This is a genomic window from Bradyrhizobium sp. MI1.11 (assembly GCF_055811255.1).
On sequence record NZ_JBVVPM010000008.1, the window covers coordinates 74,033 to 95,267 of the forward strand.

The following is a 21,235-nucleotide window of genomic DNA, read 5'->3' on the forward strand; positions in this document are numbered from 1 at the left end:
CTTGTCACTTGCGGCAACGCGAGCAGTTTTGCTTCAGCGGTGTCCTGGAAGCAATCTAAGCATCGAACGCGTCAGAGACAATTGGGGCGTTAGCGGAGGTCAGCGCTTGCCCGTGTTCGGATCGGGGAACGGCGAGTCCGCGGCCGGCGCGGCAGCAGCCGCCGGGGCAGCCGCGGGCGCCGCCGGTTTCGGTTTCTTCGGCCGGTGCGGCTTGCGGACCGGTTTCGGTGGAATGGCCGGCTGGAGCTCCGCGAAAACCGGGTTGGGGTCGGTGGTGACCGAGGCGGGCGTCGTGAAGTCGCCGGGATTCTTGATGACGTTCACCGGCACGCTTACCGGCTGGTATTTTGGCAGCGCGAAAGCGACCGTGAAGGGGACGTCCGGGGCGGGAACCGAGACGGAGCAGGGGGTCTTGCAGCCCTGTCCGAGCGAGGTCGTGGCGTCAGCACCCGCAGGATTGGATTCGAGCCGGACCTGGACGGTCGGCGGGGCCGATTTGAACATGTTCCAGGAAGTTGAAGACATCGAGGAGCAGCCGGCAAGGCTCGTTGCCCCGAAGGACGCTCACTCCAGCTAATGAAAACGAGATGACACGACGCATGACATTCACCTAGTGCGGCGAACCGCCACACCCCGGACAAACTTAGGAGTGTCGTTCCGAGCGAGCAACCGGCGGGCCTCGCATAGTTAATAGATGGTTAACGCGGGATTTCTGCGGAATAATCAAGCTATCTCAGCTATTTGAGATCTGCCTGCGCAGTCATCAGGCTGCTGGCGGCTGCCGGCAGGTCGCGCATGTGATGGATCAGCCGGTCCGGCTTCAGCTCGGCGATCGGGACGTCCGTATAGCCGAAGCTGACCCCGATCACGGGAACTCCGGCGCGCCGGGCCACGCCGACATCGGGTCCGGCGTCGCCGACCATGATGCTGGCTTTGACCTCGCCGCCGGCCCGCGCCACCGTTTCGCGGAAAATGGTCGGATCGGGCTTTTGGACGCCAAAAGTGTCGGCGCCGCAGATCGCGGCGAAGCGTCGGCTCAGGTCGAGCTGGTCCAGCAGGCGCTTCGACAGCCATTCCAGCTTGTTGGTGCAGACCGCGAGACGATGGCCCTGGGCCGCAAAATGGTCGAGTGCGGCCTCCAGTCCCTCGAAGGGCCGGGATTCGACGGCGATATTGTCAGCGTAATAAGCGATGAAATCGGCCGTCATCCGGTCCATGTCGGCAACCGTGACGCTGCGGCCCTCGGCCTCCAGCCCCCGCTCGATCAGCTTGCGGGCGCCGGCGCCGATCATGTTGCGGGCCGAGGCCATCGGCACGGGCGGCAGCCCTTCGCGGTCGAGCACGTAATTGAGCGCGGTGATCAGGTCGGGCGCCGTATCCACAAGCGTGCCGTCGAGATCGAAGACGATGGTGTGGGGGGAGGTCATGGTCCAGCGCTACCGGCCCGGCCCCGCCCGCGCAAGGGCGGAAGCCATAAGATCACCTTATAAGGTGGGGCGGGAGGCCTGTTCCCCAGACCCTGTTCTCCGAGGGAAAACGAGGCTACACAGGCCGCCGCGAGCCTATAAGGCACGACACTCGTAATTCAGGGACGGCGCAAACGTGAATATGGACCAGTTGAAGCGGCAGGCTGCGGCGCGCGCCCTCGAGGACGTCCGTGACGGCATGCAGCTCGGGCTCGGCACCGGCTCGACCGCAAAACATTTCGTCGAGCTGCTCGGCGAGCGGGTCCGCGCTGGACTCAAAGTGATCGGCGTGCCGACCTCCGAGGCGACGCGCCTCGATGCAATCCGCTGCGGCGTGCCGCTGACCACGCTGGACGAGATCGACCATCTCGACATCACCGTCGACGGCGCCGACGAGATCGATCCCGAACTCAATCTGATCAAGGGCGGCGGCGGCGCGCTGTTGCGCGAGAAAATCGTGGCGGCCGCCTCGGATCGCATGATCGTGATTGCCGACGACACCAAATGGGTCCCGACACTTGGCCGCTTTCCGCTGCCGGTCGAAGTCATCCCGTTCGGGCTTGGGGCAACGCGACGCGCGATCGAGAAGGCGTTTGCGGAATGCGGCGTTTCCGGGGAGATGGCGGTCCGCAACGGCAAGGACGGCCACGTTTTCGTCACCGATGGCGGCCACTGGATCGTCGATGCCCAGCTCGAAAAGATTGAGGATCCCGCCCGCCTTGCCACGGCGTTGAGCGCGATCCCCGGCGTTGTCGAGCATGGTTTGTTCATCGGCTTGGCCAGCTCGGCTGTTTTGGCGGGTGGCGAAGGAATTCGCGTGATTGAACGGCGAAAGCCGAAAGGAGACTAGGAATGAAGAGCGTTTTGAAATTGTTGCCGGTCGCGACCCTCGCTGTGGGACTGGCCTTCTCGGTCGCCCCGGCCGGGGCCCAGCAGGCCGCCCCGCCGAAATCGTCGCCGGCCGCCGTCGCGGCGGCCAAGGAGATCCTGGCGATCAAGAACGCCAGTGCGATGTACGCCAATGCCGTGCCCGGCCTGGTCGAGAAGACCAAGATCGCGCTGATCCAGCAGAACCTGAACTACCAGAAGGACCTCACCGAAGTCGCCCAGATCGTCGCCCAGCAGCTCAAAGGCCGCGAGAGCGAAATCGGCGATGGCATGGCGCAGGTCTATGCCAGCGAGTTCACCGAGCAGGAGCTGAAGGATCTCGTGACTTTCTACAAGTCGCCGCTGGGCAAGAAGCTGATCGAGGCCGAGCCGCGCGCGATCGGGCTGAGCATGGCCTTCATGAACTCCTGGGCCCAGAACTTCTCCGAGACCGTGATGGGCAACTTCCGCGCCGAGATGCGCAAGCGTGGCAAGGAGATCTGACAGTTCCTATCTGATCAGAATCCGGATCATGTTCTGAAAGAGGTCGGAGTGGACAATGGCTGAATTCGACGTCGACCTCTTTGTCATCGGTGGCGGTTCGGGCGGCGTGCGTGCCGCCCGCATCGCGGCCGGCTACGGCGCCCGCGTCATGATCGCGGAAGAGTACCGCATGGGCGGGACCTGCGTGATCCGCGGCTGTGTGCCGAAGAAGCTGTTCGTCATCGGCTCGCATTTCCGTCACGAGATCGAGGACGCCGCCGGCTTTGGCTGGACCGTTCCGCCTGCGACCTTCGACTGGCCGACGCTGATTGCCAACAAGGACAAGGAGATCGCGCGTCTGGAGGCGGCTTACACCGCCAATGTCGAGAAGTCGGGCGCGCAGATCGTCAAGAGCCGCGCGGTGATCGAGGACAAACACACCGTCCGCCTGCTCGAGAACGACAAGAAGATCACCGCAAAATACATTTTGATCGCCACCGGCGGCGCGCCCAATCACGGTGCTCCGATTCCCGGCATCGAGCACGTGATCTCCTCCAACGAAGCGTTTCACCTGACCAGGCTGCCGAAGCGGATCGTGATCCAGGGTGGAGGCTACATCGCGCTGGAATTCGCCGGCATCTTCGCCGGCTTCGGCTCCGACGTCACAGTCATCTATCGCGGCGACAACATTCTTCGCGGGTTCGACGAGGATGTTCGCGCCCATGTCCGCGCCGAGATGGAGAAGCAGGGGATCACCATTCTCACCGGCTGCACTGTGACGAAGGTCGATCGGCACGGCGAGGAATTCACCACGCATCTGTCGAACGGATCGAGCCTCGCTTCCGACCAGGTGATGTTCGCGATCGGCCGCCATCCGGCGGTGGCCAATCTCGGCCTGGAGAAGGCCGGCGTCGCCATCAACCCGCGGAACGGCGGCATTGCGGTCGACCATTTCTCGAAGAGTTCGGTCGACAGCATCTATGCGATCGGCGACGTCACCCATCGCTTCAACCTGACGCCGGTCGCGATCCGCGAGGGCCATGCGTTCGCCGACACCGTATTCGGCAAGCGCGAGGTGCAGGTGGATCACGCCAACATCCCGACCGCCGTGTTCTCGCAGCCGGAGGTCGGCACCGTCGGCCTCACTGAGACCGAGGCGCGCGCGCAATTTGGCCATGTCGACATTTACAAGACCACGTTCCGCCCCATCAAGGCGACAATGTCGGGCCGCGATACCCGCGTGCTGATGAAGCTCGTCGTCGACGGCGCCTCCGACCGCGTGCTCGGCTGTCACATCGTCGGCGATGCCGCGGCCGAGATCACGCAGGCAGTCGCGATTGCCGTGAAGATGAAGGCGACCAAGGCCGATTTCGATGCGACGATCGCGCTGCATCCGACCGCGGCCGAAGAACTCGTCACCATGCGCACCCCGACCGCACGCCACGTGCGCCAGGCGGCGGAGTAAACTCCGCTCAGCCGTACAAATATCCGACCGGCTTGCCCTCGGTCCGCAGGGGACGGATGTCCCTCTGCGTGATGATCTGACCGGCGAGGCCGTCGATTTCGTCGCGTTGCGTCGGCGTCCAGCTGCGGAGGTCGTTCATGCCTTTGAGAAGGCCGAGCCGAAGGACCTGCGTGTTCTCACCGACACCGATGAGGCTTGTGGCGTTCTTGCCTGCCGTCACCACATCGCCGGCCGTGAGCTCAAAGGTCTCGCCAGTCTTGTTCTTGAATTCGGCCGTGCCGCGGATGACGCGGTAGATCACGACCTCGCCCTTGGCGAAACATGTGGTGTCCGCTGCTGCCGACGTGCTCTTGGGCAGCAGCGATTGGCCGCGTGGGTCGGTTGCGATGATGTGGCCGGTGACGAGACGGCCGCTCGGCACTTCAATGCCGATGTCGCGCACGTAAACCGGCATGGCCGATTTGACCGGGCTGTCGGTGAGCGGCTTGAACAGCGCGTCGAGCGCCAAAGGGTCTTGAAGCCAGAAGCCTGCATCGGCCGGGCGATCATGCAGAGAGTGGCTCCATGCCACCCGTGGCGTCTCGTCTTCGTTGATCTGATCCGGGCCGACAATGGTCGGGTTTGGAAAGGTCGTCGGATCGGTGATGAAGGCTTCGAGGAATTTGCCGGAATAGCCCATGGAAATCGGGTCCGGCGCCACTGTTTGTGGTGTCTTCAAATTCTCTTCGGTCGACAGTCCCGACCAGGTGTAGAACAGCTGGCGGTGCACGATCGCGCTTTGCAGCATCACCGCGCCGGGGCCGACATTGTAGAAGCGCCCGTCATAGTCGAAGGTGAACGCGCCCGAGGTGACCAGCACGAGCTGAAAGCCGCCCGGTGGCAGATGAAGATGGAAATCTGTCGGTCCGGTGTCGGGCAGATAGATCGGCAGATTGGTCGCGACCTCGTGCAGCAGGAAAGTTTCGTTGTTGGCGTGAAAGCCCTCGTTGGCGCGATTGTAGAGGGCCTGCGGCCGGTACGTCGCCTCGAACTTCGCATTCCGGTCGCGGTCGATCGCCACGAAATCCCGGTCGTTGAGGCGAAGGGGGGCGCCGTCCGGGCGGGTCAGGCCGGTGATTTTGAGATCGCCGGCGGCATGCACGTTCATGGCAGTCTCCGATTCTAGGCCGCTCACCCGGTCTCTCTCGGCGCACGCATCTTGCTGCTGCAATCAGGAGAGCAGGGGATCAGGCCTGATGCTGCCTTGCGAATTTTGGGCCAGTCTCGGCGCCGCGCGGCACGGAGGCTTTGCGACCCGCCGCCACTCGAAGAAAAATCAAGGTTGCACCTGAGGTTAGATGACACGCTTCGCCAGCCTGCATGGCCATGTTCGCCCAGTCTGCAAGCCTGGCGACGAGACGTGTCTTGTCTAATTTGTCGGCATTCTGGCGCGGACGTGCAGCCGCGCCGATCAGGAGAAGTTGGCGGCCGGGGGTCTGAAGCCGTTCATTCGAAAGATCGACGCACCGTCCGCTCGCGCTTTCCGTACGGGCTGTCAGCCCACTTCGCCATGTCTGCTGCACGCGCCTCGATCAGCTCGCACCAGAGGCAGCTGAGCTCCGCACGACCTTTGGCCGAGAGCATCGGAATGAGGCCATGGCCGCAGCCGGCACAACATTTGACGCGATTCATGGTTCTCCCCGCGAGCTTCCGAATTCAGGAGCGACATTGTTGCTCCCGAAGCTTGCGCGGGCGCTATGAGGGCGTAGGGACGCTTGCCGGCGCGGCGCTCGTCCCCGAGATCGTCGCGTCTGCGATCCAGCGCGACACGGCGGCGATGTCCTCCGCATTGTCGCGGAAGGCACGAAGCTGGAATTCAGCCGAGCTGCCACGCTCGACGATGGTGCGGCAGTGTTCGACCTCGGTGGCGCAGTTCAGCGTGGCCGCGTCCCCGGCGACGTCCTCGATCACGCGGGAGAGCAGTTCGGAGATCTCGACCGGCCCCTCCCTGGAGGCAAAGATGCAATCGGTGCCGTAGCGCTGGGCACGCCATTTGTTCTCCACCGCAATCGCGCGTTCGACCGCGGTGACCTCTTTCGACAGATGAGGTCGCAGGTAGAGATAGCGCGTCAGGCAGCGATAGAGCGAGGCAATGGCAACGGCGTCGTCGACGAAGGTGCAGGTATCGGGCGCACGCAACTCGAGGGTCGGGTGCTTCATGGATGGGCGCATGGCCCACCAGATGTGGCTTTCATCGGGGATCACGCCGGAGCGTTGCAAGGCGCCGACATATTCGTCGTAATCTTGCCTGCTCTCGAACAATTCGGGCAGGCCTGTGCGCGGCAGCTCGGAATAAGCGGCGAGCCGGTAGCCCTTCAGACCGGTCTTGTGTGAATTCCAGAACGGAGAGGAGGCCGACAGGGCGATGAACAACGGCAAATGCGGCAGCATCGCTCGCATCACCGCCGTGCGCTTTTCGGGATCGGGCAGCTGGACGTGCACATGCATGCAGCACATCAGGTTGCGGTGGCCGATGCTGCGCAGATCCTCGATCATCTCCTCGTAGCGCGGCTTGGGGCTCGGCTGCGACATGCGCCAGACCGCGGTCGGATGCGTGCCGCAGGCCATGATCACGAAGCCGTATTGTGCCGCGACGTTCGCGACTTCGCGCCGCAGGAAGCGAAGCTCTTCGCGCGCGTCGGCGACGTCGACATGAACGTTGGTGGCGACCTCGAGCTGGGACTGCAACATCTCCCGCATCGCCTGGCCGCCTGTCGACCAGTTTGCAGATTCGAAAAGCTCATTGGGGGTCTGAATCGCGACCTCCAGGCTGCGGCGATCGGCGAGGAAGTATTCCTCCTCGATGCCGAACGAATATTCCGCAGCCTTGCCGCGTCCGCCGGCCGAGCGAATGACGAGGTGCTGCTTGTCTTCCGAGGAATCGAGCCGCAGCAGTTTTAAAACGTCTGATGCAAATGTCATTGTGCCACCCGGCCAAGGTATTTACCTGCGGGCGTTAATCCTTCTGACGGGGGCGGGTTCCGCGTCGAGCCCACCGGAAATTGCAAGGTCGAACGGAACAATTTTCGCGCTTTCGGACGCACGTGCGACCAGCGCGTGATTCGCGGGCACTTCCGTCCAGTCCGTTTCCTTGTCGAAAGGCTCGGACACGACGATGACCTGGCCGCCAGCCTCACGAAAATACAGTGTGTTGGCGGCATCGTTGACCGCAACCCGGAAGGCATAGAGATCCCGGCCGTTGGCGATGGCGCTGGTGAAGCGTAGCCGCTCCCGAAGCTCGCCTTCGTTGACGAGGCCGACAAGGGATCGCAGCACGCGATGCGTTGCGCCGAGCGGATCGGCGTCGAGACCCGCGCCCATCATGGCGAGAAATACGGCTTCCGAATCGGTCGTGCCTGTCCGCGAAGGATAGTAGGCGTCGGGGATCAGCGCCTCGACCTTGCGCCGCAGGCGATTCCAGCTGCCGACGAAACCGTTATGCATGAACATCCAGTGGCCGCAGGCAAAGGGATGACAGTTCTGCCGTGTCACCGCCGTGCCGGTGGCGGCGCGCACATGGGCGAAGAACAGATGCGAGCGCAGATGCCGGCAGAGATAGCGGAGATTTTCGTCCGACCAGGCCGGGCGTGTTTCACGATAAAGTCCAGGCTCCGGATGCTCGCCGTACCAGCCGAGACCAAAACCGTCGCCATTCGAGCCGGCCGTCGACTGGAGCGAGCGGATGCTTTGCGCGATCAGCGAATGCTCGGGCTCGGTGACATAGGGCTCGAAAGACGTGGTCTCGCCACGGTATGCGATCCAGCGACACATGGGAATCCTGTCAGGAGATGCTTGCTGAAATGTATCAACGAACCTGACAGGAGGATGGTTCCCGACAGCGAGTGTCGGGAACCAAGTGGTCACTACACCGGCACCGGAATCAATGGAGCAACCTCGCGATCCAGCGCGTTCTCGCTAGCTGCGAGACCTTGTGCGACGCCGACGCGGTCGGCCTCGGGACGGTTCTGGCTCATCTTGCGCTTGCCTTCGAACCGCACGACGGGAATGCGCACGCCGACAATTCCACGCAATTGCGCGGCGATGAAATCCGCAGGGGCATCCGTCACGGCCCACGGCTTTGCACGCGATCCTTCGTGCCTGTTCGTGAGCCGCGTCACGGCGTCGAGCAGGCGCTCGGGCTCCTGGAAGAATTCGACCGGGCCGTAGGCATGCACCGCGACGTAGTTCCAGGTCGGCACGACCTTTTCGGTCTCCTGCTTGGTCGCGTACCAGGACGGCGTCACATAGGCGTCGGGACCGCTGAAGATCGCCAGCGCATCTCCGATCGGCGGCAGTTTCCATTGCGGATTGGCTTTCGCCACATGTCCGTACAGCACGCCATGCTCGCCTTCGCTCTCATCGAGAAAGAGCGGCAGCGGTGTGGCGACCGGGCCTTCGGTGGTGGCCGTGACCAGACTGGCGAGGCGGGCGCCGCGAATGGTCGCCCGGATGCTCTCGATATCGTCCTTGAAGGCGGGAGGGATGTACATGGTCTATCTCCGGTGTTGGTCTGGAGATAGCCGGAATCTGGCCTATAATAAACTGCCAGTTATCGCCTATTTAATCAGTCCAGTTCGGCGACGGCCTGTGCGAGAAGCCTGCAGCCGCGCTCGATCTGTGACACCTCCAGTGCCGAATAGCCCATGACGAGGCCGACTGTCTTCCGCGGTCGGCGAGGTCCGACGAACAGTGCCGAGACGGGATAGATGCCGACGCCCTTTGCATGGGCCGCCTTGATCAACGCGTCCTCTCGCTTCTGTGGCAGGTTGTCGAACCACGCCACGATGTGCAGGCCGGCGGCCGTGCCCTCGATCCGGACGCGATCCCCGAACCGGCGGCGAAGCGCGTCGAGCAGCGTGCGCTGGCGTTCGGCGTTGCGCCGGCGCACGCGTCTGATGTGGCCGTCATAGGCGCCGCTTTCCAGCATCGACGCGAGTGCGTCCTGTTCGATCAGCGGCGTGTGCCGGTCCATGATCTGCTTGGCGGCGGCGAACAGGGATCGCAGGGCGCTGGGCACCACCAGATATCCAATCCGCAAGGTCGGCGACAGCGTCTTGGAGACGGTGCCGAGATAGATCACGTTGCCGCCGCCTTCCAGCGCATGCAGCGGCGGGATCGGCTTGGTGTCGTAGCGATACTCGCTGTCGTAATCGTCCTCGATCACGTAGGCGTCGTTTGCCCTGGCCCAGGCGAGCAATTGGTGCCGGCGTCCGATCGGCATGACGCCGCCGAGCGGATATTGATGCGACGGCGTGACATAGGCGAGGCGGGCTTCGACGCCCTCGAGCCGCGTGGTCTCCAATCCATTCGCGTCGACGGGAATCGGGATCGTCTTGGCGCCCGTCGCCGCAAAAGTATGCCGCGCCATCTGGTAGCCGGGATCCTCCATCACGAAGCGGTCGCCGGCATCGAGCAGCAGGCGCGCGCAGATGTCGAGGCCTTGCTGCGAGCCGTTGACGACGACGATCTGATCGACCTCGCAGCGGACGCTGCGCGACCGCCACAGATAGCCTTGGAGCGCGGTCCGCAGCCGCAGCGCGCCGCAGGGGTCATCATAGGCCAGCCGCTCGGGCTTGCGTGCCATCGCAGCAGTCACGGCCTTCTTCCATGCCACTACCGGGAAATCCGACGGCGCGAGCTCGCCATAGCGGAAGTTGGCGACGAGCCCGCGCGGCGGCTCGGTCCAGCGCGGCGGGTCTTGAAGCAACCGGTCCCCGAAAGCCGACAGCCGCACCTTCCGCGCCGACGGTCGCGACACTACGCGCGCGTGTCCTCGCTCCACGACGGCGCGAGCCACACGCGGCCGCGCGCCATGGCGTGTCTCGATGAAGCCTTCGGCGGCGAGCTGTTCGTAGGCGATCGTCACGGTCGAGCGTGCCACGCCCATCTCGCCGGCCAGCGCGCGGGAGGACGGCAGCAAACCGTCGATCCCGTACACCCGCGCCAGGATCTGATCTCTCAAGGCCTCGTAGATCTGGCGCGCGCCCATGCGGTCGGCACGGGGCGCGGGATTGGTCTTCATCTGGGTCATCCACATTCCAAGCCGGCATTCGCCCGAGCGGACGATGTCGGAATGTGGTTCTAATCCCGTTCGCCGAGAGTTTCGACGTAAGCCTTGCCGTAGGGATGAAAATGCTCCTTGCGGCCCTGGTCCCACAGTGCCCTAAGGCCGGGCGTCGTGATGTCCCAATCCGGCCGGCACTTCATGCCGACTGCCCTGAGGTCCTGGCGGAGCTCTTCGACGGTTGGACGGCCGAAGAACCAATAGCCGTTGTAGATCTTGTGAATGACGAGGCCGGGCTCGAGCACGATCACGTGCGGAATCATCGGATTGTGGACGGGGTCGGTGTATTCGGCGATGTCGAGATCCTTCTGAACGAGGCGCCGCGAATCCGAGAGGAAGGGCCAGTGCGCTCCGACGCCGCTGCGATATTCGCTGGTCTGGGTGATGTTGTCGGTCGTGATCGTGACCATCCGGCAATAGCCCACCTCCATCTCGCGATGGAGCTGGAGCAAGCCTTCGGCCTGGCGGCGATCCTTCGGACAGTATCCGCCGCGGCCTAGCACGAGCACCATGGGAGCGCCCGCCTGCAGTTCGGAGAGCTTTCGGTGCTTGCCGGTGTGGTCGCTGAGCTCGTAATCCGGGAAGGTTACTCCCGGCATGATGTCAGGTCGCATTACGCTCTCCCAGTTTTACAGATCAATCACGACGTCGTTTCGGGGCCGTGCGCAGCAGATCAGGACATTGCCGTCCGCCGGCGGATCGAGCGGATCCGGCGCATAGTCGACCGTCCCTGCGATCAATCCGCTCTCGCAATTGTGGCACACGCCGGTCCGGCACGACCAGCGCACGGGAACGTCGCAGGCTTCGGCCAATTCCAGCAGGCTGGCATAGGCCGGTCCCCAGCGGACATTGAGGCCGCTGCGGGCGAACGAAACCATCGGGCCGGGGCCAGGAGCGCCGACCGGCGGGTGCGCTCGCTTCTGCGGAGAGGATGCTATGCCGGGCGTCAAGGATGGTCCGGCGCCGAACAATTCGGTGTGGATGCGATCCGGTGCGATGCCCAACGTGGTGAGGCCAGCTTTCAGATCGCTCATGAAAGCTGTCGGTCCGCACAGATAGAAATCGCCGTCACGCGGCACGCTCAGGCTCTGGAGCAGGCGTGCGTCGAGATGTCCGGCTGTATCGAACGCGACATTGAGACGATCGCCCGGGTCAGGCGCGCTGTAGCAGACGTGGCTATGGTGACGAGAGAGCCCACCTAGCAATTCGCGCGCCTCGGCGGCGAACGCATGTTCGCGGCCGTTGCGGGTGCCGTGCAGCCACCACACGTCCCGCGTCGTCGCTTCAGCGGCGAGGGCGTGGAGCATCGCGAGCACCGGGGTGACGCCGATACCGGCGCTCAGCAGGACGACGGGCCCGGTGCCCGGTCGTAGCGTGAAACTGCCGCGTGGCGCACCGAGCTGCACGGCAGCGCCGTCCACCAGCTCGTCGGCGATGTAACGGCTGGCGGCGCCGTGAACTTCGCGCTTGATGCTGATGCGATAGGACGCGGCATCGGAGCCGCTCGACAGCGAATAGCTGCGCGTCATCGGCTGCGCACGGGAAGGCTCGAGCCTGATGACGACGAACTGACCGGGCAGGGCGGCCGCCACGGGATGTCCGTCGACGGGTTCGAGGATCAGCGACGTCACGTTGTCGCTTTCGGCGATCTTGCGCGCCACGCGAAAGGAACGGAATCCGCGCCAGGCCGGAGGAGCGCTCGCCGCCGGCCCAAGCCCGGCGTTTCCCGCGGTCTTGTTTTCCTTCTGCTGCTCGAGCAGCGCCTCGAATGAACGGTGCCAGCCGCGGCTCAGCGCGGGAATCCGCAGCGCGCGCTCGAGGCGTTCGTGCGGATGCGGCGGCAGGTAAAGCAACGCATTGATCTCGGACACGCTCATGCGCTCGGGTCCCACGGCGATCTGCGTGATCTCGTCACCGGCCTCGACGTCGCCTTCCTCGATCACACGAAAATAGAATCCCGGCCGCCCGTGCCTGACGAGCAGCGCGGCCATGTCCGGCTCCTCCATGCGAATACCGAGCCGGTAGCAGGTGACGCGCGGCTGGGTCACTTCGAACACCGCGGAGCCGATCCTGTAGCGGTCTCCGATGCACACGTTGGTGTCGGCGAGGCCCTCGACCGTAAAGTTCTCGCCGAACTGGCCATGAACGAGGTTCGATCGACCCAGATGCTCCTGCCAGTACCGATAGGATTCCTCCTGATAGACGAATACGGCACGATGTTCGCCGCCATGACCGGCCGTATCGCCCTGGCCGTCGCCATCGATGTTGAGCCGGCGCACCCTGCGCGGGCCTGCGACCTGCGCCTTCCAGATGCCGGTGTGGACGGTCCGACCCTGCCAGGCGACGTCGCGCGGCAGGCCGACATTGACCGAAAGCAGATTTGCCATTGCGTGTTCCCGATCTGACTGCGCGGTTCTGCCGTCATCCTTGCATTCGGATGGGGTTTTTGGCTCGTTAGTCGTTGTTAGACGTTGCGAGCAAGCCTTGCCACCGGCGGCCTTGAGGCCAATCTCAGATGGCATAACGAGAACACAGTCAAACGGGAGATCACGATGGATGATCAGGGTAAGCTGGCCGCGCTCCAGCGCCATTGGGACGCTTCGGACGCGAACGATTTCGAGGCCGAGCACGACATCTACCGCGAGGACGCGGTGCTCGACTATCCGCAATCCGGCGAGCGGATCCGCGGTCGCAGCAACATCCAGCAGAGCCGGTTCGTACAACCGAACAAGAAGCGCTTCACGGTTCGGCGCATCGTCGGCGGTAACGATCTCTGGGTAAGCGAATTCGTGCTGACCTATGACGGCGTGCCGTCCTACGTCGTGAGCATCATGGAATTCCGCGACGGCCTCGTGGCGCACGAGACGCAGTATTTCGGCGACGGGTTCGAGCCGTCGCCCTCGCGGGCGCATCTTGTCGAGCGGGTGGGGTAACACGGGCTCGGTCGCAACACGGAACCCGATGCGGCGGCTGGTCGCAGCCGCGTCGCCTTGATTCCGACAGGCCCATCTTTATGTGTGGAAGGAACAAGAATCCGGGCCCCTCTGGCGAGGACGCCGACGCTGTCGGCAAAACCTCGTGATGTCGGATGACCTGTCCCGCGCGAATGCGATGGATCGGCCGATCGTCGGGCCTTCTTGAGAGCCTCTCCGACTCAATCGTCCCCATCGCAGCTCCGTGCGGATATTTCGCAAGATACGGGAGCAACGATGTCTGACGCCAAGCATTCAAATCCGATCGAAATCGAGATCACGGAGCCGTCCAGCCTGAACGAGCAGGCTGCGGTGGCGCTGGTGATCGTCGGCGCGCTGGTTGCGGTTGCCGACCGCCAAGTTTCGCCGGTCGAACGCGACGAAGTCGTCCGTTTCATCCGGGATCGCAAGCTGGCACCGCACATATCCGAGGACCGGCTCTACGCCATGTTCGACGAGCTTGCCGAACGGCTCGAGGAACCGGATTTCGCCAATGTGGTGATCGAGAACTTGCGTCCGGTTTCGGACCTGCCGCTGTCGGCTCATTTGATGGAGCTGTCGGAGCGCGTCGCGGCCGCGGACGAGGACGTGCATCCCCACGAAGTGCAGGCGATCAAGCTGTTGCGCCTGCTGACGCTGGTGCTGCCTCGTGCAAAGCAGGTGGCGCCCCGTGCAGTGCGCGCCGAACAGCGCATCGCCGCCGAGGAGTAAGCATGAGCGCAGTTTCGGACGAGGATAAGACAGGGACTGCTGGCGCTACCGGCCAGATGGCCGGCGGCGACCCGCGCCTCGACAAGCTTGTCCATCGCCTGCCGCCGCGCATGGGCGAAACCGTCACCTATCTGCTCAAGCCGTCCAGCCGCTGGGTGAGAATCCCTTCGGGCGCGCTGCTGATTGTCGGCGGCGTGCTCTCGTTCCTGCCGGTGCTCGGCGTCTGGATGCTGCCGCTCGGCCTCGCTTTGCTCGCGGAAGACGTGCCCGCGCTGCGATCCTCGCGCAGCAAGGTTTTGGATTGGGTCGAGCGGAAGAAGCCGCAATGGCTCGATCCTGCCGCACCGAAAAATGACCAATCATGACTGAATTCATCACCACCGAAGCGTTGACCGCGCTGCTTCAGGTCGTCTTGATCGACCTCGTGCTCGCCGGCGACAACGCCGTCGTCATCGGCCTTGCCGCAGCCGGCCTGCCGGCCGAGCAGCGCCGGCGCGCCATCGTCGTCGGCATCATCGCCGCGACCGCCCTGCGCATCGTCTTTGCCGGCGTCGCGACCCAGCTTCTGCAAGTGATCGGGCTGTTGCTCGCCGGCGGCGTGCTGCTGCTCTGGGTGTGCTGGAAGATGTGGCGGGAGCTGCGCGAGCAGTCCGCGCATGCGAACGAGCTCGCGTTCAGCCATGGTGGCAGCGGCGCTGCTCCTGCCTCCCGAAAGACCTTCAGGCAGGCGGCCGTGCAGATCGTTGCCGCCGACGTCTCGATGTCGCTCGATAACGTGCTCGCGGTTGCGGGTGCTGCCCGTGAGCATCCCTACATCCTCGCCTTCGGCCTGCTGTTGTCGGTCGCGCTGATGGGCGTCGCCGCCGATTTGCTCGGCCGCGTACTCCAGAAGCAGCGCTGGATCGGTTATGTCGGCCTCGCTATCATCGTTTACGTCGCCTTCGAGATGATCTATCGCGGATCGCTCGAGCTCGCGCCTGTGATCGCGAGTCTCTGAGGCAGCGCGCCTGTCCATCATCCGGAGTGATCAATGACGTCCGAATCCAAAGCACCTTCGGTGGATACCGTGTCGGCGCCGCAAATCGGCCCGTTTGCCCAACTCATCTTTGGCTCGCGCTGGCTGCAAGTTCCGCTGTATGTCGGCCTGATCGTCGCGCAGGCCGTCTATGTGCTGCTGTTTCTGAAGGAGCTCTGGCACCTGGTCGTCCACTCGTTCGACGCCAGCGAGCAGCAGATCATGCTGGTCGTGCTCGGGCTGATCGACGTCGTGATGATTTCGAACCTGCTGGTGATGGTGATCGTCGGCGGTTACGAGACCTTCGTCTCGCGCCTGAACCTCAGCGGTCATCCGGACGAGCCGGAATGGCTGAGCCACGTCAACGCCAGCGTGCTCAAGATCAAGCTTGCGATGGCGATCATCGGCATCTCCTCGATCTCGCTGCTCAGGACCTTCATCGAGGCCGGCAATCTCGGCACGACGCGGAGCAATTTCACCGAGAGCGGCGTGATGTGGCAGGTGTTGATCCATCTGACCTTCATCATCTCCGCGATCGGCATCGCCTGGGTCGACCGCCTCAGCGATAGCGGCCAGCGCAAGGGAGCTGGTCACGGCTGAGTGTGACAGACGGCCGCTCAAAGACCGAAGGCTGCGCTCAGGAACGTCGGCTCCGCGCCAGCGTCTCGGAGGGTGCCTCGCCGAACGCCAATCTGTAGCCGCGCGAGAACTCACCAAGATGCCAGAAGCCGTTGCCGAGCGCTGCGGCCTTGACGCTCATGCCGCCGCCTCCGACCATGAGCTGGATGCGGGCGGACCACAGCCGCTTGAGGCGCAGATAGTGGTGCAGGCTCACGCCGTGCACCGCATGTGCGGCGGTCTGCAGCGTACGCACCGATACGCCGAGCGCAGAGGCGAGGTCGTCACTGTAGAGTGCCTTGCTGCCGGACCACATGACCATTTCGTCGAGGCGCGCGATCAGCTTGCGGTGCTTGGCGAACGATCCGCGTCGCGCGGTCAGCCCGCCGGCCGGCGCCATGGCATCGTCGAGACAGGCGAGCAGCGTCTCCTGGATGGGTCGGTTGAGCGCCTCGAATTGCCGGGGATCGTTGCACGCCGAGGCGAGTGAGAACATCTCCAGGATAGCGGCACGTAGGCGCGCCATCGGATGGTCCTGCGCGCGAACATATGCGAGGCCGGTGTCGAAATCCGTCCAGCCGCGATGGCGCATGTCCGAGTTGAAGCGCAGCATCAGGTAAGTGTTGGGATGATGCTCGATCGCGTCGACGGGGGTTTTGCCGCGCATGATCGCAATCGTTGAATTGTCGACCTCGCGGCCGTTGGAGGTGGAGTGAAACGTGAGGGGGACGACGAGGCCGACACCATTGTCCGTGCCGATCTCGGCCTCAAATCGCCGTGCAAAGGAGCGCTGGAGCACGAACAACCCATCCTGGAGCGGCAGGATGGCGCGAGACAGCGAGAATTCGCGCGGGCGGAGCGGCGTGCTGATGCCGAGGCCGAGCACCTCGTTGGCGCGAAACTCGGCGAAATCCGAGAAGCGCTCGATGCCGAGGATTCGCGAAGGCTTCAGCCGAGCTAGCGGCATTTCGGGATCCTGGCGCGAGGGATGAGCCGCAAAATACAAACGGTATCAGATGGTCGACCGTCGGCCCTATCCCGGGAAACTACTGCGACGCTTCATCACGCAACCTGCGGATAGGCCGCGTTTTCCCGCCGCTCGCGCTCGCCCAGCTCGCGCACCAGCTCCTGGAGGAAGGATTCCGTGTGGGCGGGCAGGGTGCGCTCGGCGCGAACGTAGATGCCGAGATCTGACCACACCGGACTGCCGGCATTGTCGAGTGGCAGGAAGACGAGCCGGCTGTCGCGCGACAGCCTGTCGATGCCGAGCTGGGTCTGGAAGGCGACGCCGACGCCGCGCGCGGCGAGCTCGCGCATCAGGTCGATCGAGTTGGCCTGGATGGCAGGCTCCGGCGTCTCGGACAGCTGCGCGATCAGCGGCTGGAGCAGATGATAGATCGACAGCTCCGGCAGCGCGTGGATGACGGGAAAGGCGAGACATTGGGTTAGGGTGACCGTCTTGCGGCGCGCCAGTGGATGCTCGCGCGCGACGACGGCGCCGAGGCGAAACCGTTTCAAGGCGACCTGGCGCAGGTCCGGCGGATGGCGCAGCGCCATGGCGATGCCGATGTCGGCCTCGCCGCGGCTCAGGGCCTCCAGCACATCCGACGATCCCTTCACCTCGGTGGTGAAGCTGACGCGCCGGGCGCGGCCGCGATGTGAGGCGATCAGGTCCGGCAGCACCGATTCCGTGAGCGACTCGATGCAGGCAATGCTGACGGTGCCGTGCCAGGTCCCCGACAGGGACGCGACGTCCGAGCGGAAGCGGTCGAGGTCCTGGAGCACGTTCATGACGTGCCGGGCCAACATCTCGCCGACCGTCGTCAGCGTCAGGCCGCGCGCATTGCGCTCGAACAACGGTGACCCAACCTCCTGTTCGAGCTTGAGAATCTGGCGGCTTACGGCCGACGAGGCAACGTTCAGCAGGCGCGCCGCGGCCCGAATCGAACCGGTGCGGCGGACGGCGTGGAAGTACTGGATGGCCGGTGAGTGAAAGCGCATGGGATCCCCGGCCCACTATAGCTGTTGCCGAAACGGCATCAATATGTACGAAATTCTGTGCTTTTCGAGCACGCTCCTCCCACCTAGGTTCGCGCCCGGCTTGGCCGGTCCCGCCGGACCGTCATGCCATGCGCAACGAGGCGCCAGGGGATCCGGGGTGGACGAGAACATTGTTTGCGAGGTCGCGCCGGATACGCGTCTGGTCGATCGCCGTCGCGCGGCGGCCTATGTCGGCGTCACCGCCGGACGCTTCGAGCAGCTGGTGCGCGACAGCGTCATGCCAGCGCCGGTCATGGTGGACAACAAGCGGCGCTGGCCGCTCGCGTTGCTCGACGTCGCGAAGGACGCGGTTGTCAGCAGTAGCATGCCGTGCCTGCCGCAGGTGACGGTCGAGATTGCGCAGGACGCGCGTCCCTGCGAACGGGCCCCGGCACCGGCCTTGCACGAACTGCCGGACCAAAACTGGTTCGAGCAGCGCGCGCGGTTCGTTCAGCGCGTGCGCCGGTCGCTGCTGTCGGGCAACGAGATCCGTCTCTTGCGCGAGTTCAAGCTGCTCAGGCAGAACCAGATCAGCATGTTCGGCTATTACGGCAGCTTCGAAGCCCTGATGGTGCGCGGCTACATCGTCGAGCTCGCGCGCAAACCACCGTCGAGCCGTCCGCTGGTGACGTACCGGCTGACCGCGCAGGGCGAGCGGGTCCTGTCGGCGCTGAAGGACGAGCCGGCGATCTGACCGGCGCGGACAAGGCGACGGCATCCTTCGGCATTATCGCACGGCGTGCATCTCCAGAAACGCCTTCACACCGGTGACGGTGCCCGTGTCCGACGGCACATAGCCGGGTAGCGTAGCGACAGCCGCGCGAAAATTGGCGCTGCGGATGATCTCCAGGATGCGCTGCATCGGCCCGGTGTCCAGGAACGCGCGCTTGCAGACGAAGAAATAATCCTCGGTCAGGAGCCGGATGAAATCGAGGCCGAAATGCCGGGCGGCGGCCTCGACGCCGAAACTCGCATCGGCCATGCCGCTCGCGACATAGGCTGCGACCGCGGCGTGGGTGAACTCGATCTGCTGCGCGCCGTTGATACGGCTCTCGTCAATTCCGCTTGCCGCGAGCAGTTGGTCGAACAGGAGCCGCGTGCCGGAATCGTGGTCGCGATTGACGAAGCGGACTTTTGGTCCGGTGAGATCGTCGAGCGAAGCGATGCGCAGCGGATTGCCGCGCGCGACCATCAATCCCATTTCGCGTGTGACGAAGCTGACGATGCGATCCTCGCGTGGATCGAGCCATTCGCGCGCAGCCTTGATGCCCTGGGCGCGCAGCGCGCCGTGCGGCAGATGCAGGCCCGAGAGATCGCAGGCGCCCTGCGCCAGCGAGACCAGCGAATGCTGGTTGCTGACATAGCGCAGATCGACGCCGATGCCCGGTTCGCGGTCGAGGAATTCGCGCAGTTTTGCCACCGCAAAGCCGTGGCTGGCATGCACGCGGATCACCGACGGGCGCTGCTCGAGGAACGGCTTGATCTCGCTCGCCAATTCCTGCGCGAGGTTTTCAAGCTGAGGTCCGAGCCGGGCCTGCATGCGCTCGCCCGCCCACACCAGCCGCTCGCCGAACGGTGTGAGCTTTGAGCCCTTGCCGCGCTGGGTCTCGACCAGCGGCGTGCCGAAGAACTCCGACCATTGCTCGATCAGATTCCAGACATGGCGATAGGAGAGGTGGGCGTCCTTGGCCGCGCTGGTGATCTTCCCGGTCCTCCGGATTTCGTTGAGGACGCCGAGCATGATGATGGCTGTGCGCGGATTGCCCTCGCGGCGAAACCGCCATACGGCCTCGATCTCGATCTGAAGCATTGGTCCTCTTTATGAACTGGACTTCATATCAGGAGCGTCCATTTGCAAACCATATCATATTTACTCCGCTCTACAGACATCTAGTCTGGCATACCAGAACTGGAGGAAATATGATGTCTGTTGCATATGACTTTGCACATTCGCCGGCCACCGAGTTCATGTCCCGGCCACAGCATCTGCTGATCGACGGCCGCCGCGTCCCCGCAAGCTCCGGTCGCACCTTCAAGTCGCTCAATCCGGCCACCGGGCAGGTCATCGCCGTCGTCGCCGAAGGCAACGAGGCCGATGTCGAGCATGCGGTCGCCGCCGCGCGCCGGGCTTTCGAAGGCTCCTGGCGCACGATGCGGGCGTCCGAACGCGGCCAGATACTGCTGCGCTGGGCTGACCTGCTCAAGGCCCACGCCGAGGAGATCATCGAACTCGAATCGATCGACGCCGGCAAGCCGATCTCCGCGACATCGCGGCAGGATTTTCCGGCCGCCGTCGACACGCTGATCTACTACGCCGGTTGGGCCGACAAGATCAGCGGCGACGTCGTGCCCGTGCGCGATGATGCCCTGACCTACACCGTGCGCGAGCCGGTCGGCGTGGTCGCGGCGATCGTGCCCTGGAATTTCCCGCTGATGATCGGGATGTGGAAGCTTGCGCCGGCGCTGGCCTGCGGCTGCACCATCGTGATGAAGCCGGCCGAGCTGACCTCGTTGTCGGCGCTACGCATCGCCGAGCTCGCGCTTGAAGCCGGCCTGCCGGCGGGCGTCTTCAACGTCGTCACTGGCCCCGGCCGCGTCGTCGGCGACGCGCTGGTCAATCACCCCGACGTCGACAAGGTCACCTTCACCGGCTCTCCCGGTGTCGGGCGGGGAATCATGAAGGGCGCCGCAAGCAACTTCAAGCGCGTCTCGCTCGAGCTGGGCGGCAAGTCGGCCAACGTCATTTTCGACGATGCGGATCTCGAATCCGCATCGAAAGCTGCGGCTTCCGGCATCTTCTTCAATGCAGGCCAGGTCTGCTCGGCAGGCTCCCGCGTGCTGGTGCAGGAGAAGGCCCATGACGAGGTCGTCGAGCGACTGGCAGCGCGCGCAAAGTCGCTCAGGATCGGCGACCCGCTCGACCGCAAGACGACGCTCGGCCCCGTCATATCCGAGAAGCAGATGAAATCGGTCCTCGATTATGTTGATATCGGCCGGAAGGAGGGCGCGACCCTCGTCACCGGTGGCGAGAAGGTAGGCGATCGCGGCTACTTCATCAGCCCCGCGGTGTTCGCGAATGTCGCGCATGAGATGCGGATCTCACAGGAAGAGATCTTTGGCCCCGTCGTCAGCGTCATCAAGTTCAAGGACGAGGCCGACGCTTTGCGGATTGCCAACGGCACGGCTTACAGCCTCGCCGCCGGCGTCTGGAGCCGCGACATCGGCAAGCTGCAGCGCTTCGCCAAGCGGGCGCGCGCGGGCACGGTCTGGATGAACACCTATGGCTACACCGACGTGCGCCTGCCCTGGGGCGGCGAGCGCGACTCCGGCCTCGGCCGCGAGCACGGCACCGCCGCGCTCGACAATTTCACCGAGCCCAAGGCTGTCTGGATGAGTCTGGCCGTTTGAAACCTCCCGAGCGGCCAAGCCTTGAGCCCGCCTGATCACCCGGTCCGGCGGGCTCTTTTTTCGAGATCGGTAAAATTGTCTGCATTC

Annotated in this window: 22 protein-coding genes; 10 read left to right on the top strand and 12 right to left on the bottom strand. The window is 64.2% G+C overall.

Annotated elements, in window-relative coordinates:
- Positions 1-99 precede the first annotated feature (99 nt).
- Complete coding sequence (locus AC0L30_RS10695) at positions 100-525, bottom strand: hypothetical protein (protein ID WP_245285865.1); 426 nt, start codon at positions 523-525, stop codon at positions 100-102.
- A gap of 212 nt (positions 526-737) precedes the next feature.
- Positions 738-1,427 (bottom strand): HAD-IA family hydrolase, encoded by a 690-nt coding sequence (locus tag AC0L30_RS10700; protein WP_354127838.1) that lies wholly within the window; start codon positions 1,425-1,427, stop codon positions 738-740.
- A gap of 175 nt (positions 1,428-1,602) precedes the next feature.
- Between AC0L30_RS10700 and rpiA the strand changes: the two genes are divergently transcribed.
- The 3 genes from rpiA to gor are packed head-to-tail and all read left to right on the top strand — an operon-like array spanning position 1,603 to position 4,281.
- Complete coding sequence (gene rpiA, locus AC0L30_RS10705; protein ID WP_473404290.1) at positions 1,603-2,316, top strand: ribose-5-phosphate isomerase RpiA; 714 nt, start codon at positions 1,603-1,605, stop codon at positions 2,314-2,316.
- 2 nt (positions 2,317-2,318) lie between these two features.
- Positions 2,319-2,837: a DUF2059 domain-containing protein gene (locus AC0L30_RS10710; protein ID WP_007592566.1), complete on the top strand. Its 519-nt coding sequence runs from the start codon at positions 2,319-2,321 to the stop codon at positions 2,835-2,837.
- A 55-nt stretch (positions 2,838-2,892) separates the two neighbouring features.
- Positions 2,893-4,281, top strand: a complete 1,389-nt coding sequence (gene gor, locus AC0L30_RS10715) for a glutathione-disulfide reductase (protein ID WP_007592564.1) — start codon at positions 2,893-2,895, stop codon at positions 4,279-4,281.
- A 7-nt stretch (positions 4,282-4,288) separates the two neighbouring features.
- Here the strand turns inward: gor and AC0L30_RS10720 are convergent, their stop codons facing one another.
- The 7 genes from AC0L30_RS10720 to AC0L30_RS10750 all read right to left on the bottom strand — a co-directional run bounded on the left by AC0L30_RS10720 (position 4,289) and on the right by AC0L30_RS10750 (position 12,771).
- A complete protein-coding gene (locus AC0L30_RS10720) occupies positions 4,289-5,428 on the bottom strand; it encodes a hypothetical protein (RefSeq protein WP_354127840.1) in 1,140 nt (379 codons plus the stop codon).
- A 587-nt stretch (positions 5,429-6,015) separates the two neighbouring features.
- Positions 6,016-7,242 (bottom strand): carboxylate-amine ligase, encoded by a 1,227-nt coding sequence (locus tag AC0L30_RS10725; RefSeq protein WP_473404291.1) that lies wholly within the window; start codon positions 7,240-7,242, stop codon positions 6,016-6,018.
- Between the two features lie 21 nt (positions 7,243-7,263).
- Positions 7,264-8,091 carry a class II glutamine amidotransferase gene (locus AC0L30_RS10730; protein ID WP_473404292.1) on the bottom strand — a complete coding sequence of 276 codons (828 nt, stop codon included), beginning with the start codon at positions 8,089-8,091 and terminating at the stop codon, positions 7,264-7,266.
- 92 nt (positions 8,092-8,183) lie between these two features.
- Positions 8,184-8,810, bottom strand: a complete 627-nt coding sequence (locus AC0L30_RS10735; protein WP_473254230.1) for an FMN-binding negative transcriptional regulator — start codon at positions 8,808-8,810, stop codon at positions 8,184-8,186.
- A gap of 74 nt (positions 8,811-8,884) precedes the next feature.
- Positions 8,885-10,351 carry a MocR-like pyridoxine biosynthesis transcription factor PdxR gene (pdxR, locus tag AC0L30_RS10740; protein WP_473404293.1) on the bottom strand — a complete coding sequence of 489 codons (1,467 nt, stop codon included), beginning with the start codon at positions 10,349-10,351 and terminating at the stop codon, positions 8,885-8,887.
- A 50-nt stretch (positions 10,352-10,401) separates the two neighbouring features.
- Positions 10,402-10,998: a redoxin domain-containing protein gene (locus tag AC0L30_RS10745; protein ID WP_007592552.1), complete on the bottom strand. Its 597-nt coding sequence runs from the start codon at positions 10,996-10,998 to the stop codon at positions 10,402-10,404.
- Positions 10,999-11,013: 15 nt separating this feature from the next.
- Positions 11,014-12,771 (bottom strand): MOSC and FAD-binding oxidoreductase domain-containing protein, encoded by a 1,758-nt coding sequence (locus AC0L30_RS10750; protein WP_007592549.1) that lies wholly within the window; start codon positions 12,769-12,771, stop codon positions 11,014-11,016.
- Positions 12,772-12,936: 165 nt separating this feature from the next.
- On the opposite strand from AC0L30_RS10750, the gene AC0L30_RS10755 reads away from it, so the two are divergent.
- From AC0L30_RS10755 to AC0L30_RS10775, 5 genes are all read left to right on the top strand, one after another.
- Positions 12,937-13,317, top strand: a complete 381-nt coding sequence (locus tag AC0L30_RS10755) for a nuclear transport factor 2 family protein (RefSeq protein WP_007592548.1) — start codon at positions 12,937-12,939, stop codon at positions 13,315-13,317.
- 276 nt (positions 13,318-13,593) lie between these two features.
- Positions 13,594-14,067 carry a tellurite resistance TerB family protein gene (locus tag AC0L30_RS10760; protein ID WP_219682546.1) on the top strand — a complete coding sequence of 158 codons (474 nt, stop codon included), beginning with the start codon at positions 13,594-13,596 and terminating at the stop codon, positions 14,065-14,067.
- Between the two features lie 2 nt (positions 14,068-14,069).
- Positions 14,070-14,432 (top strand): hypothetical protein, encoded by a 363-nt coding sequence (locus AC0L30_RS10765; protein ID WP_354127844.1) that lies wholly within the window; start codon positions 14,070-14,072, stop codon positions 14,430-14,432.
- A complete protein-coding gene (locus AC0L30_RS10770) occupies positions 14,429-15,064 on the top strand; it encodes a TerC family protein (RefSeq protein WP_007592545.1) in 636 nt (211 codons plus the stop codon). The genes AC0L30_RS10765 and AC0L30_RS10770 overlap by 4 nt, the downstream gene beginning before the upstream one ends.
- Positions 15,065-15,097: 33 nt before the next feature.
- Complete coding sequence (locus AC0L30_RS10775; protein ID WP_473404294.1) at positions 15,098-15,682, top strand: TIGR00645 family protein; 585 nt, start codon at positions 15,098-15,100, stop codon at positions 15,680-15,682.
- Positions 15,683-15,719: 37 nt separating this feature from the next.
- Here the strand turns inward: AC0L30_RS10775 and AC0L30_RS10780 are convergent, their stop codons facing one another.
- The gene (locus tag AC0L30_RS10780) at positions 15,720-16,667 is read right to left on the bottom strand and encodes a helix-turn-helix domain-containing protein (protein WP_007592542.1); all 948 of its coding nucleotides are present in this window, start codon (positions 16,665-16,667) and stop codon (positions 15,720-15,722) included.
- Positions 16,668-16,762: 95 nt separating this feature from the next.
- Positions 16,763-17,701, bottom strand: a complete 939-nt coding sequence (locus AC0L30_RS10785) for a LysR family transcriptional regulator (protein ID WP_007592541.1) — start codon at positions 17,699-17,701, stop codon at positions 16,763-16,765.
- Between the two features lie 157 nt (positions 17,702-17,858).
- Between AC0L30_RS10785 and AC0L30_RS10790 the strand changes: the two genes are divergently transcribed.
- Positions 17,859-18,434, top strand: coding sequence for a hypothetical protein (locus AC0L30_RS10790; protein ID WP_473404295.1), 576 nt, complete (start codon positions 17,859-17,861; stop codon positions 18,432-18,434).
- Between the two features lie 33 nt (positions 18,435-18,467).
- Here AC0L30_RS10790 and AC0L30_RS10795 read toward each other — a convergent pair whose 3' ends face one another.
- Positions 18,468-19,550, bottom strand: a complete 1,083-nt coding sequence (locus tag AC0L30_RS10795) for a substrate-binding domain-containing protein (protein WP_007592538.1) — start codon at positions 19,548-19,550, stop codon at positions 18,468-18,470.
- A gap of 113 nt (positions 19,551-19,663) precedes the next feature.
- Between AC0L30_RS10795 and AC0L30_RS10800 the strand changes: the two genes are divergently transcribed.
- Positions 19,664-21,148: an aldehyde dehydrogenase family protein gene (locus AC0L30_RS10800; RefSeq protein ID WP_473404320.1), complete on the top strand. Its 1,485-nt coding sequence runs from the start codon at positions 19,664-19,666 to the stop codon at positions 21,146-21,148.
- Positions 21,149-21,235 lie beyond the last annotated feature (87 nt).

What these genes read in the sequence shown, in the direction of transcription:
- AC0L30_RS10780 (WP_007592542.1), bottom strand. Translation starts at nt 16,667, where the DNA reads ATGCCGCTAGCTCGGCTGAAGCCTTCGCGAATCCTCGGCATCGAGCGC.
- AC0L30_RS10735 (WP_473254230.1), bottom strand. Translation starts at nt 8,810, where the DNA reads ATGTACATCCCTCCCGCCTTCAAGGACGATATCGAGAGCATCCGGGCG.
- AC0L30_RS10695 (WP_245285865.1), bottom strand. Translation starts at nt 525, where the DNA reads ATGTCTTCAACTTCCTGGAACATGTTCAAATCGGCCCCGCCGACCGTC.
- AC0L30_RS10725 (WP_473404291.1), bottom strand. Translation starts at nt 7,242, where the DNA reads ATGACATTTGCATCAGACGTTTTAAAACTGCTGCGGCTCGATTCCTCG.
- AC0L30_RS10710 (WP_007592566.1), top strand. Translation starts at nt 2,319, where the DNA reads ATGAAGAGCGTTTTGAAATTGTTGCCGGTCGCGACCCTCGCTGTGGGA.
- AC0L30_RS10800 (WP_473404320.1), top strand. Translation starts at nt 19,664, where the DNA reads ATGTCTGTTGCATATGACTTTGCACATTCGCCGGCCACCGAGTTCATG.
- AC0L30_RS10785 (WP_007592541.1), bottom strand. Translation starts at nt 17,701, where the DNA reads ATGCGCTTTCACTCACCGGCCATCCAGTACTTCCACGCCGTCCGCCGC.
- AC0L30_RS10730 (WP_473404292.1), bottom strand. Translation starts at nt 8,091, where the DNA reads ATGTGTCGCTGGATCGCATACCGTGGCGAGACCACGTCTTTCGAGCCC.
- AC0L30_RS10760 (WP_219682546.1), top strand. Translation starts at nt 13,594, where the DNA reads ATGTCTGACGCCAAGCATTCAAATCCGATCGAAATCGAGATCACGGAG.
- AC0L30_RS10750 (WP_007592549.1), bottom strand. Translation starts at nt 12,771, where the DNA reads ATGGCAAATCTGCTTTCGGTCAATGTCGGCCTGCCGCGCGACGTCGCC.
- AC0L30_RS10745 (WP_007592552.1), bottom strand. Translation starts at nt 10,998, where the DNA reads ATGCGACCTGACATCATGCCGGGAGTAACCTTCCCGGATTACGAGCTC.
- AC0L30_RS10765 (WP_354127844.1), top strand. Translation starts at nt 14,070, where the DNA reads ATGAGCGCAGTTTCGGACGAGGATAAGACAGGGACTGCTGGCGCTACC.
- AC0L30_RS10700 (WP_354127838.1), bottom strand. Translation starts at nt 1,427, where the DNA reads ATGACCTCCCCCCACACCATCGTCTTCGATCTCGACGGCACGCTTGTG.
- pdxR (WP_473404293.1), bottom strand. Translation starts at nt 10,351, where the DNA reads ATGACCCAGATGAAGACCAATCCCGCGCCCCGTGCCGACCGCATGGGC.
- AC0L30_RS10770 (WP_007592545.1), top strand. Translation starts at nt 14,429, where the DNA reads ATGACTGAATTCATCACCACCGAAGCGTTGACCGCGCTGCTTCAGGTC.
- AC0L30_RS10720 (WP_354127840.1), bottom strand. Translation starts at nt 5,428, where the DNA reads ATGAACGTGCATGCCGCCGGCGATCTCAAAATCACCGGCCTGACCCGC.
- gor (WP_007592564.1), top strand. Translation starts at nt 2,893, where the DNA reads ATGGCTGAATTCGACGTCGACCTCTTTGTCATCGGTGGCGGTTCGGGC.
- AC0L30_RS10755 (WP_007592548.1), top strand. Translation starts at nt 12,937, where the DNA reads ATGGATGATCAGGGTAAGCTGGCCGCGCTCCAGCGCCATTGGGACGCT.
- AC0L30_RS10795 (WP_007592538.1), bottom strand. Translation starts at nt 19,550, where the DNA reads ATGCTTCAGATCGAGATCGAGGCCGTATGGCGGTTTCGCCGCGAGGGC.
- AC0L30_RS10775 (WP_473404294.1), top strand. Translation starts at nt 15,098, where the DNA reads ATGACGTCCGAATCCAAAGCACCTTCGGTGGATACCGTGTCGGCGCCG.